This is a genomic window from Myxacorys almedinensis A (assembly GCF_010091945.1).
GTDB classification, from domain to species: domain Bacteria; phylum Cyanobacteriota; class Cyanobacteriia; order Leptolyngbyales; family Leptolyngbyaceae; genus Myxacorys; species Myxacorys almedinensis.
In genome coordinates, this window is record NZ_WVIE01000040.1 from 17,160 (window position 1) to 28,104 (window position 10,945).

Genomic DNA, 10,945 nt, shown 5'->3' on the forward strand with positions numbered 1-10,945 from the left:
CCTGGGTAACGTCTTAACTAAGCAACCGACTTAACAACCAATCTCATCTCGAATGTGATACACGCGATCGCGCTGGGTGATCATGCCCTTTTGGATCAGCGATCGCAGCGCTTCGACTGCCTGAAACCGACTCATATTAAGCGATGATTCAATTTCCGTTAGCCGCGCGCCTTGCATCAGGTCGATGTATTGAAAAATGCGTTCCTCGTGAATTTTTTCTTCTGAAGGCGCGATCGCAGTGGCATTGAGGGGCGCAGTGGAAACCTTGGGTTGACCGGGCTGAGCCAATTGTTTTTCAGCGTTTGGAGAGGTTGGCAGAAGCGGTTTAGAGGCTTGAACGGGAAATCCTGGCGTTTGGTGTGCCGGTTTTGCGAACCCTTGAGAGGGTAGCTCAGTTTTAGGAGAGTCTGACTGAAACCTAGAAGCAGGGGATTCATCCCAAACGTACTGTTTGAGATGAGAGCGAAACGCTGCCAACCGATCAGATAGCCGTTGAAACTGTTCTTGGCGATCGCCCTCGCTTTGGTATAAAAACGTCGCGATCGCTGCTGCTCTTGCCTGACGCTCCATCGACAAATTCGCCAAAGAGCATTGAACATCGGAACGTATCTGCTCGACAAATGTGGCTAAATCTTGGTTTGTCTGAAGCTGCATCTCAACCCGCCGTTGATGTGCGGCTTCAAGGAGCAAGAAAGTCTCAGTGTGAAGAGTCTGAATATCGGCTTGAATCGTGTGATGGAGGGCAGCAGAGGCTTGCGCCAAAACCGCCCGAAATGCCGCTAAGTCATACATCAACTGATGCACCATTAGTTCTCGCTCAGTCTGAGTCACCGCCAAAAACTCTGCCGTTTGCGCTTGAAGGTCGGCAACAAAGGCAGTTAACTGTTCTGCAACGGTCTGGGCTTGGGTTTGTCTGCGATCGCGGGTTTTCCCTAAAAATGATCGAGTGCGATTCCGTAACTCAGTTCGATAGCGTTGAAACTGCTGACGGCAGGATGCAACATCACTTGTTAAACAATCTCGAAATAAACTGAGATCGCCGTTAAGCTGCGAGGCTTCTTCTTGACGCTGTTTATGCATTGTTTCTAACATTGAATAAACCTCCTGACGACGTTGTATCACCTGTTGCTGCCGGTGCTGCCGCGAGTGTTGCCAAAACTGTTTAAGAGTTATCATAAAAACTACAGGTTGCATACATGGTTAACAACTGGGGAATTGACATAACTCCCCAGTCGCAAAATTCTTAGGCAGATGGAACAGCCGCTTGAGAGGTCAGACCGACTGCTTCTGCGTACTTCAAGTAAGTCTCGACGGATGCGATCACGACACGGGCTTCGATCGCGAGCAGTTCGATCCCAACGAGCGACACGCGCACCCAAGCATCAATCACGATGCCTTTGTCAAGAATGCGATCGACGACTTCTGCCAAGCTAGAAGAAGAGTTTACTTTTTCAACAGCCATGAGTGTTATTCCTTGAACAGTTTGGTTAACAGGTCGCCGAAGATCGGCGTTAGACTCGTTTCGGAGGTTTCGGCTTCCCCCCTTAAGATGAACCGCTTAGAATCGAGATCTTGTTAGCGCAAATACGGAATCTACAGGATGGGGGCGAAACCACACTCGCAAATTTACGGGTCTGAGAGGCTAGCTGTGTGATGCTTCTAGAATCGCGGTCTCTCCCTCTCTCCCTCCCTCCCCCTCGACTCAACATTGATCATCTACTAAGACCGGAGAGGGAGAAATTATGTTGATGGGCGTTGGTTGAGCAACGTTTGATAAGCCAGGGTAAAGTCGTCTGTCGTGATATCTACAGTAGAAGGATCAGTTTGCCCCCCAGCGCGATAGCGACGCACGGCTTGTAGGGCGGCTTGATTGCTGAGAAGCGCTAGATCTGCGCCGTTCCAGCCTTCGGTTTGGGCTGCCCAACGCGAGAAGTCAACATCTCGGAGAGGGCGATCGCAGTTATGCACTCGTAAAATTGCACAGCGACTCTGTTCGTCGGGCAAGTCTACTTTCAGTTGAAGATCTAGGCGTCCGGCTCTGAGCAAGGCAGGATCAAGAGCATCAGGGCGGTTGGTAGCGGCGATGAGCAAGACATTGGTACACTCCTGCAATCCGTCGAGTTCGGTGAGCAGTTGACCGACAACGCGATCGCTGATCCCAGAATCGCCGTTAAATTTTCCCCGGATCGGAGCCAGGGTATCCACTTCATCCATAAACACAACGCAGGGAGAGGCTTGGCGAGCTTTGGTAAATAACTCGCGCACGGCTTGTTCTGCTGCGCCTACCCAACGACTGAGCAATTCCGGACCATTGACTGCAATAAAATTTGCTCGCGCTTGGGCGGCAACGGCTTTGGCAAGCAGCGTTTTTCCGGTTCCGGGCGCTCCCCAAAGCAGAATGCCCCGTGGTGCTTTTGCCCCCGTTTGCTGATAGAGTTCGGGATACAATAATGCGCCTTCTACCGCTTCTTGCAGGGTGCGCTTGATGTCATCTAGCCCGCCGATTTGATCCCAAGAAACGTGGGGCGATTCGACCTCTACCGAACGCAAAACGGAAGGTTTCACCTCTTTGAGGGCATGGAGGAAGTCGGTTTGCTCTAGGGTCATCTCGTTGGGCAACAGGGCGGTTAATACCGGAACATGGCGACGCAGGGCAGCATAGGCGGCTTTTTGGCACACGGCTTTGAGATCGGCACCCACCATACCCACGGTGAGATCTGCGATCGCAGCTAACTCCACGCTCTGCGCTAACGGCATGGCACGGGTGAGAATCGTCAAAATTTCTAACCGCCCGGTGCGATCGGGCACGCGATATTGCACTTCGCGATCAAATCGTCCGGGACGACGCAGCGCCGGATCAAGATGATCAGGGCGATTGGTGGCTGCCAGAACGATCACGCCGGTCGATTGAGCAAATCCGTCCATCAAGGTCAGCAGTTGCGCCACCACCCGCTTTTCAACTTCGCCCTCAACTTTGGCGCGATCGGGCGCGAGGCTATCGATTTCATCGATGAAAATAATGCACGGAGTTGCTTTTGCCGCTTTCTCAAACACGCCCCGCAAGCGAGTTTCGGCTTCTCCGTAATATTTGCCCATGATTTCGGGACCTGCGATCGCAATATAATTCACCCCCAACTCTTGGGAGAGCGATCGTGCTGTCAAGGTTTTTCCGGTTCCCGGTGGACCGACCAATAACACCCCCCGCACTGGCTCTAATCCCAGCTTTGCCAACACATCAGGGCGCTTTAACGGCAGTTCCACCAGTTCTCGCAACTCTTGGAGGACATCCCCTAGCCCGCCCACGTTTTTTAGAGACGCAGAGTTAGCTTCCTGTTTGGGCGGAGGTGTGACCATCACCTCTGGGTCAAAACTGGCGGAATTGGGTTGCATTCGGCTGCCCCCTGCGCCATTGGGGATATTGCCCTGACGGGGAATGCTGCTGAAACTGCGGCTATTGATCTGAATCTCTGTTTTCAGTTCACCCTTCTCTGCTTTTTCTTCCAAAGCTTTCGCCAGTTCTACTAGTTGCTCAAAGCCTTTAAATAATTCACTCATTGCCTTACCACAGACGGTGCGTTGGTGTAGCCTCTTTGCGAGATAGGGAAGACTACACCCAGAAGTGTGCCCAAAGCGTGGGGATGAACGATGCGGCACAAAACAGTATCTCAAGCAGGCAAGAGTGGCACTATGAATCAGTTTGATCAGCACCAGTTTGATAAGAGCCAGTTTGATGGGCTGCGACTGATGATGGTTAGCGGCAAAGGTGGAGTAGGCAAAACTACCCTTTCGAGCGGATTTGCACGGCATTGGGCGCAGCAATTTCCCAACGAACGCATTCTGCTGCTGTCTACTGATCCTGCCCATTCGATCGCGGATGTGTTGCAAGTCGAGGTGAGCAACACGGCGATCGCGCTGGAAGACTTGCCAAATTTATCGCTCAGAGCGATCGCAGCCGACAAACTTCTACAAGACTTTAAAGCGAAGTATGGAACGATTCTCGAACTCTTGGTTGAGCGGGGAAGTTTCGTTGAAAAAGGAGATTTATCGCCAGTGTGGGATCTGAGTTGGCCCGGTCTCAATGAACTGATGGGCGTGTTAGAAATTCAGCGATTGCTCAGAGAAAAAGTGGTCGATCGCATCGTGGTGGATATGGCTCCGAGCGGTCATACGTTGGCGCTGTTTGGGCTGATGGATTTTTTGGATGAATTTCTGGCGGCTCTAGAATTATTCCAAGAAAAGCATCAAGTGATTAGTCAATCGTTTATGGGGCGTTATGTGCCCGATGAGGTTGATTGGTTCTTGCTAGAGATGAAAGCTGACTTGATGAATGGTCGGCAATGGTTGCACGATCAGACCCAGACTGCCTGCCTCGTAGTTGCGATCGCAGAGTGGATGAGTCTGCTTGAAACTCAGCGCTTCTTGCGTTCTCTCAAAACCCTTGCCATTCCTGTCGGTGGGCTGCTGATCAACCAAGTGGTAGACAGCACAAGCGATGTAAACCAATACAGCGATCAACAAACGCTGATTTGCAAATTTCTAGAATTGAGCGTTCCTGCCATGCTGCTTGTGCCCCAGCAACCGCTTGAACCCGTTGGCAGTAAAGCCCTAGACAGCCTGATGACTCAGATTCGCATGGCAGACGCGGCGCCATTGATTTCTATAACTGTTGAAAGTCGCATCCCCGAACCGATTCTGCCAGGATTTAGCGATTTTATCGCAGAAGGACGGAAGCTCGTTTTGATCGGTGGGAAAGGCGGTGTTGGCAAAACAACTGTTGCGGCTGCGATCGCACTTGGCATGGCACACCGTCACCGCGATCGTAAAATCTGTGTTATTTCGATCGATCCGGCTCACTCGTTAGGCGATGCCTTGGGCACCTACCTTGGGCACGACCCGACCGAGATCACCTCAAATCTGAGCGCTCAAGAACTTGATGCAAAGCAAGTACTCGATCAGTTTCGAGAAGACTATTTGTGGGAACTTGCCACTATGATGAGCGGCGAAACCACTAGCCCCAATCTGGCGATGCGGGTAGCTTACAGCCCTGAAGCGTGGCGCAGAATCGTTTCCCAAGCCCTGCCCGGAATCGATGAAATGCTGTCTCTTATCGAGGTGATGAAGCGGCTTGAATCTAAGGAGCAAGATCTGATTATTCTAGATACCGCTCCAACGGGTCATTTACTCCGTTTTCTAGAAATGCCCACCGCCTTAGGAGATTGGCTCACCTGGATATTCAGGCTCTGGATCAAATATCAAAATGTTTTAGGACGGACGGAATTTATGGGGCGTTTAAGAACGTTGCGTCAGCGCGTCATGCAAGCCCAAAAGCAATTACAAGATCCTCAGCACACCGAATTTATTGGGGTGTGTCAGGCAAAGTCGGCTGTTCTCGCCGAAACACAACGCCTAACCGAAGCCTTGCGATCGCTGGGGGTGCCTCAGCGCTACATCGTCAACAATCGATTTGAACCAGAGCACCGTTTTGATCCCCAGCTTTTTCCAAACCAAACGATCGTGAGTTTGCCTGTTTTGCCAAAACTAATCAACGTTTCTCACAATTCCCTAAGAAATGTGCCCTTTAAGCAGATCGAGATGGCTGCCTCCCTGCTGTTTCACGATCAGGAGGAACAAATCAACTAGGTCAGTAGACAGACCTGATCTACTGTTAATTGAGGGGGAGGTGAGACCGGAAAAACACCGAACTTAAGAGAGAGTTTTGTCGGCAACGGGTATCGCATGATGGCAACAATGCAATTGAGGATACAAAGATGCCAATACTCAGTTATGCTCTGATTTTGCCGTTCGTGCTTGTCGCCCTGATGAGCGTCATGGTTGAGATCAAAACAGCGTTAGATGACTTTGACCTTGAACGGTTTGTGCTGTGGGTTGGCGTCGCGTCAGCTATCTCTGCCTTGCCCCTCGTGCTCTAACTCGAAGCCAGATGGCGTATACCTTTTGCGGTTTACTAGTCCCGTAGTTTCCAGGCGCATCCTGCAATAAAATTGGTGCAAACATGAGCCACGATCGGCACTAAAAGATTGCCAGTCCAAACTGCGCTGTAGCCTAGTACTATGCCAATCACAGTTGCCCAGACAATATACGCCCATTGCTTTAAGCCATTCATGTGAAGAACGCCAAAGCACAAGCTAGAGATCAAAATGCCCTCAAGGTTCAAGCCAAATTCTGGCAACATTACGCCTCGAAATAGGAGTTCTTCGCTCAGCCCAGGAAGCAAACCAAGCCAAATAAGATCAGGTAGTAGAAGCGGTTTAAGCACTAACTTTAAATAATAATCTGCGCTCCGGCGATATGCTTCCCACACGTAGTAGCTAATAGAACTTGCAACAGTAATGGCTAAGCCAAGAGCAACACCTAGCAGAATAGCTTGAAAAGAAAATGTAATGGGAATTAAAGTGACGGAGCCAAAGTATATCCAACCTTTGGCAATGAGTAACAAAACAACGGCTGTAACACCCATTGCAATAAGAACTTGCATCCGGGTGAGAGGCTCCGTTTCAGGTCTATCGGGAATTTGCTCAGCCACGGGAAATAAATATTAAAGAGGAATGAGGTTCACAGTATAGCTCAAGACTCAAGAATCCTACAGAGCATGAGCACCTGTTCCTCTTTGATCCCCTTATCTGCGTGCAGAGCTTTCTAAAAAGAGGTACTTCTTTAGGGTAGGTGCAGTGCTGCCAAAGGCAACATATCTGATTTAAGTGCAGCAGGGTCGATGCCTGCGCGATCGCAGACCATCACCCCGATCGCTTCTAAATAAGAAGCCACTGTAGTCGCGCTGATCCCTAAAGCTTGGGGTGGAACCTGCATTTTTGTCAAATTTTCCTTCACCGCAATAATTCGAGTTTTAGACTGGCTGAGGCTCATCACCGCGCTTCCTCCACAGGCGGATTCTGGAACCACGATCGCATCAATTTGATCTGCCCAAATATCGTGACGATCAGGATTGCCTGTCACAAACTGAGGCGCACGACTCAGCCCTGCCAAGACGCAAGGCAAAAAGGTGTATCCTAACTCTTCGGCTGCCGATTTGGGGGAGAGGTCAGGGTCAAGCGGCAACGGAGAAAGCGCAGGTGCATGAGCACAGGGGAGTTGAAACGTCCGCACAATTAGGTGACTGATCACCGCTTCGGCTCCCGCTAACGGATCGACACCCTGACCATGACGATATTGCTGCAAGGTGGCGCTGCTGGTGTCGTCGGGAAACCGGGCAACCACCGCGATCGCATCTGCCCCGGCTTGACGAATCAGGTGCTCTGCCGCTCGCAGCAAGCTATCGGGATGCTCGATGGTTCCCCAGGTTGCGCCCGATGCAGATGTTTTTAAGGTCACGTTTAGAGGCTGATCGGTCACAACATACTCAGTTAACGTCAACCCTAACGTGGCTCGTGCAGCATCCGCGACTTGCAGATGGCGTCGCTTCAGTTCTGGCTCAATACCCTGATCCAAAATTATCCCAATGCGATTTTGGCGAACTGGGCGCAATCCCCATCGCCCCGCCGCCACCTGATCGAGTCCAAAGCCTTCTACGTAGAGGGCATTGGGTAAGTTCCAGTACAGTTGCGCGCCGTTGAGCACATTGGGATGAGTGATGATGCGATCGCCCATTGCCGCGATCGCGCGTGCTAGAGGCAATGCATCGCCAGCATAGCCGCCAATCGAAGCCCCAATCCCCGTCGGAACGATGAGAACAACCGTGTAGGGCTTAGGCACAGGTGACAACAGCTTCAACGGTTGCCATGTGTGTGTTGGGATCGATGGTGGTAATTGCCCAACGCAACGGCTCTCCCCAACTCTGTAGCGCCGCTTCGATCGCGGGAATGAGGTCAACAGAAGAGGCTTCGAGGCTAATTTCGGCAGTGATAAAATGTATGGTCATCAACTCGTCTCCCAATTATCCCTGCTGCCCAAACTGAAGCAGATACACCGTTTCTTCTTGGTTGGTTTGTAGTTTGATGGCTGATCGCGGATACGCCACACAGAGCAAGGCATAGCCTTTTTCCTGCAACTCTGCCCCGACGCCCATCCCATCGGATTGATCGACAGTTCCTTCGGTGATCAAGGCGGCGCAGGTTGTGCAGACGCCTGCGGTACAAGAACTGGGCAAATTCAAGCCTTTCTCTTCGTTGGCGACCTCTAAAATGGTGCGATCGTCTGGAACTTCAATGACGTGGGTTTGCCCGTTGTGCAAAATTTCGACTGTGTGAGTATTCGTCATTTGAACATGCTGCGCGTGTATTCCTAGACCCTATTGTAAAAGAATCGGGGTGGCATCTATTGGGGATTTTGCTTGCTCTGGTTAGGTGTTTAGTTCTTCGTTTTGACAGCGATCGCACAGTCCAAAAAATTCCAGCATGTGGTAGTAAATTTTGAACTGATGCAAGGTGTGAAGCTGATGTTCAAGATCGTGCACTGGGCATTCATCAATGGGGATAGAGCGCCCGCACCGCAAACAGGTAAGATGATGCCGATCTTCTTGAATCAAGTTATAGAGCGCTTCACCGTTAGAGAGTGTTCTCACCTGCACCATTCCCTCTAGTTTTAGTGCTTCTAACGACCGATATACCGTTGCCAAGCCCATCGACTGTTCCCGATTACGCAACTCAATGTAAAGATCCTGGGCTGAGATTTCTTTGCTGAGGGTTTTTAGAACGGTGAGGATGCGATCTTGGCTGCGGGTTCGTTGTGCTTTCATAACAGAGGTAAAGTAAACAGTCTTAGGCTTGATATTTAGAGAGTTTAGAGGGTTTATGAGAGTTTTTAAGAATTGGCGCTGATGGACTAAAAACAGCAGAGTGAAAAACTGCGATCGCTCTCTAGGGCAATCCGGATGCTCTGTTTCACGATAGGGGTCAGCCGGTCATGGGAGTCAGCCAGTCAGGGCTGCGCGTCAGGTTGCTGGTGGATTTAGAATAAAAAGCTATACCATTTAGAACGCGCCCTCTTATGACTACCTCTTATGACTAACACTGTTGTGACTCAGAAATACCATGCTCAGATCTATGTTACTCTTCGTCCTTCGGTCTTAGATCCCGCAGGCACAGCAGTAAAATCTGGTCTTTCCCATCTGGGGTACACCAATGTGGATCAAGTGCGAATTGGTAAATATGTAGAAGTAACGTTGACTGCGGATGACGAAACTGCCGCCCGTCAACAATTAGATCGAATTTGTGATGAATTATTAGCTAATCCGGTTATTGAAAATTATCGTTTTGATTTGACCAGTGTGTAATTTAACCATAATTTAACCAGCGTGTAGAGTTCGCAATTTCGCTACTTCTACTCATTACTTCTAATCGCTCCTACACCCTTACTACCGCCGAAAAAAGATGAAATTTGGGGTCATTGTTTTTCCAGGATCGAATTGCGATCGCGACCTAGTTTGGGTCACGCAAGGCATTTTAAATCAGCCCACTCGCTTGATTTGGCACGAAGAAAGTGACTTATCAGACATTGATATTGTTGTGATTCCGGGGGGCTTTAGCTACGGAGACTATTTGCGCTGTGGTGCGATCGCTCGCTTTTCGCCAGTCATGCAATCTACGATTCACCATGCCAGAGCCGGAAAGCCTGTTCTAGGCGTCTGCAATGGGTTTCAGGTGTTGACCGAAGCCGGATTGTTACCCGGAGCCTTGGTGCGAAACCGAAACTTGAATTTTATCTGCGATCGCGCCCCTTTGCGAGTCGAGCGCAACGACCTGTTTTGGACGCAGGGCTACGAAAAAGGGCAAGTCATCACGATTCCGATCGCCCATGGAGAAGGCAGCTACTATGCCGATGCAACTACCTTAAAAGAGCTAGAAGACAACGAGCAGGTAATTTTTCGGTATTGCGATGCCCAGGGAAACCCATCACCAGAAAGCAATCCTAACGGTTCTCTCCACAATATTGCAGGCATTTGCAATCGCCAAGGCAATGTTTTGGGCATGATGCCTCATCCAGAACGGGCTGCTGACGAGGCGTTGGGTTGCGTTGATGGTATGGCATTATTTGAAGGATTGTTGAGAGCCATGCCTGCTCTAGCTTGAACTGTAGAGATGTCAAGTTAGCAGAGTGTAAAAAGTTTAGAAAGTTCAGCGATCGCAGTTCGCATTCTCCTGATGAGAGAGGCTACTCGCTAATTAATAATGTTTGTAAACGAAAAATAGTTCTTACTTGATTGAGGTCAGAAACAGCACTGTTCTACGATTTAGCGTCACAGAATAGGGATTGCGATGGAGAAAATGCTTCAAAAATCTGGAGATTTAATACTGCTCTTATATTCCCGAAACTAAACTTCGTAAAGTAAAATGAACAGTTTTCGTAAAGAAACGTTAGCATCAGTAACATTACATCTCAAAGATTTAAATTACAAACGAACTGACTGACTTTGAGAGCGGGAAAGCCAGCGCAGGTTTTAACAGAAATTAATATATCTTACAAAGGATAGAGTCAGATTTGAATATGGTTGATTTTTATAGAATATAGTCAATAGAAACAGTTAACAAAATTTAGCGTTTATCCCCTAGAAAATTAAAGATAAATGTCAATAAAATAACGCTAGGTAAATCATTTATTCATCAAACCAGATTTGCCTAACATCATTTGTTGTTTCTTCAGTAATCATTAAAATCATGACCACAACATTACAAAGACGCGAGAGCGGCAATGTGTGGGATCGCTTCTGTGGCTGGGTCACCTCTACCGACAACCGGATTTATGTCGGTTGGTTTGGGGTATTGATGATCCCGACCCTCCTCTCGGCGACCATCTGCTTCATCATCGCCTTCATCGCCGCCCCCCCAGTGGATATCGACGGCATCCGGGAACCCGTGGCTGGTTCTTTGCTATTTGGCAACAATATTATGTCGGGTGCTGTGGTGCCGTCCTCCAACGCCATCGGCTTGCACTTCTACCCGATTTGGGAAGCCGCCTCCCTCGATGAGTG

At 49.6% G+C, this 10,945-nt stretch carries 12 protein-coding genes and 1 pseudogene; 5 read left to right on the forward strand and 8 right to left on the reverse strand.

Features of this window, described 5'->3' with window-relative positions:
* Positions 1-30: 30 nt before the first annotated feature.
* The 3 genes from GS601_RS21315 to GS601_RS21325 form a co-directional block, all read right to left on the reverse strand.
* Positions 31-1,176: a hypothetical protein gene (locus GS601_RS21315; RefSeq protein ID WP_162425312.1), complete on the reverse strand. Its 1,146-nt coding sequence runs from the start codon at positions 1,174-1,176 to the stop codon at positions 31-33.
* Between the two features lie 67 nt (positions 1,177-1,243).
* A complete protein-coding gene (gene gvpA, locus GS601_RS21320; RefSeq protein WP_162425313.1) occupies positions 1,244-1,462 on the reverse strand; it encodes a gas vesicle structural protein GvpA in 219 nt (72 codons plus the stop codon).
* Between the two features lie 278 nt (positions 1,463-1,740).
* Positions 1,741-3,555, reverse strand: coding sequence for an AAA family ATPase (locus GS601_RS21325; RefSeq protein WP_162425314.1), 1,815 nt, complete (start codon positions 3,553-3,555; stop codon positions 1,741-1,743).
* 90 nt (positions 3,556-3,645) lie between these two features.
* Here GS601_RS21325 and GS601_RS21330 point away from each other — a divergent pair, with 90 nt between their 5' ends.
* Positions 3,646-5,640, forward strand: coding sequence for an ArsA family ATPase (locus GS601_RS21330; protein WP_238393431.1), 1,995 nt, complete (start codon positions 3,646-3,648; stop codon positions 5,638-5,640).
* Between the two features lie 128 nt (positions 5,641-5,768).
* Positions 5,769-5,930, forward strand: a complete 162-nt coding sequence (locus tag GS601_RS21335) for a hypothetical protein (RefSeq protein ID WP_162425315.1) — start codon at positions 5,769-5,771, stop codon at positions 5,928-5,930.
* Between the two features lie 35 nt (positions 5,931-5,965).
* Here the strand turns inward: GS601_RS21335 and GS601_RS21340 are convergent, their stop codons facing one another.
* From GS601_RS21340 to GS601_RS21355, 5 genes are all read right to left on the reverse strand, one after another.
* Positions 5,966-6,544 (reverse strand): CPBP family intramembrane glutamic endopeptidase, encoded by a 579-nt coding sequence (locus GS601_RS21340; RefSeq protein ID WP_338017105.1) that lies wholly within the window; start codon positions 6,542-6,544, stop codon positions 5,966-5,968.
* A gap of 131 nt (positions 6,545-6,675) precedes the next feature.
* Positions 6,676-7,731 carry a DUF3326 domain-containing protein gene (locus GS601_RS21345; RefSeq protein ID WP_162425316.1) on the reverse strand — a complete coding sequence of 352 codons (1,056 nt, stop codon included), beginning with the start codon at positions 7,729-7,731 and terminating at the stop codon, positions 6,676-6,678.
* The gene (locus GS601_RS23025) at positions 7,724-7,897 is read right to left on the reverse strand and encodes a hypothetical protein (protein ID WP_202925263.1); all 174 of its coding nucleotides are present in this window, start codon (positions 7,895-7,897) and stop codon (positions 7,724-7,726) included. The genes GS601_RS21345 and GS601_RS23025 overlap by 8 nt, the downstream gene beginning before the upstream one ends.
* A 15-nt stretch (positions 7,898-7,912) precedes the next feature.
* The gene (locus tag GS601_RS21350) at positions 7,913-8,236 is read right to left on the reverse strand and encodes a 2Fe-2S iron-sulfur cluster-binding protein (protein WP_162425317.1); all 324 of its coding nucleotides are present in this window, start codon (positions 8,234-8,236) and stop codon (positions 7,913-7,915) included.
* 81 nt (positions 8,237-8,317) lie between these two features.
* Positions 8,318-8,713, reverse strand: a complete 396-nt coding sequence (locus tag GS601_RS21355) for a Fur family transcriptional regulator (RefSeq protein WP_162425318.1) — start codon at positions 8,711-8,713, stop codon at positions 8,318-8,320.
* Between the two features lie 264 nt (positions 8,714-8,977).
* Between GS601_RS21355 and purS the strand changes: the two genes are divergently transcribed.
* The 3 genes and pseudogenes from purS to GS601_RS21370 form a co-directional block, all read left to right on the forward strand.
* Positions 8,978-9,250 (forward strand): phosphoribosylformylglycinamidine synthase subunit PurS, encoded by a 273-nt coding sequence (gene purS, locus GS601_RS21360; protein WP_202925264.1) that lies wholly within the window; start codon positions 8,978-8,980, stop codon positions 9,248-9,250.
* 97 nt (positions 9,251-9,347) lie between these two features.
* Positions 9,348-10,046: a phosphoribosylformylglycinamidine synthase subunit PurQ gene (gene purQ, locus GS601_RS21365; protein ID WP_162425319.1), complete on the forward strand. Its 699-nt coding sequence runs from the start codon at positions 9,348-9,350 to the stop codon at positions 10,044-10,046.
* A gap of 585 nt (positions 10,047-10,631) precedes the next feature.
* Positions 10,632-10,945, forward strand: a pseudogene (locus tag GS601_RS21370) (photosystem II q(b) protein); the annotation flags it as partial.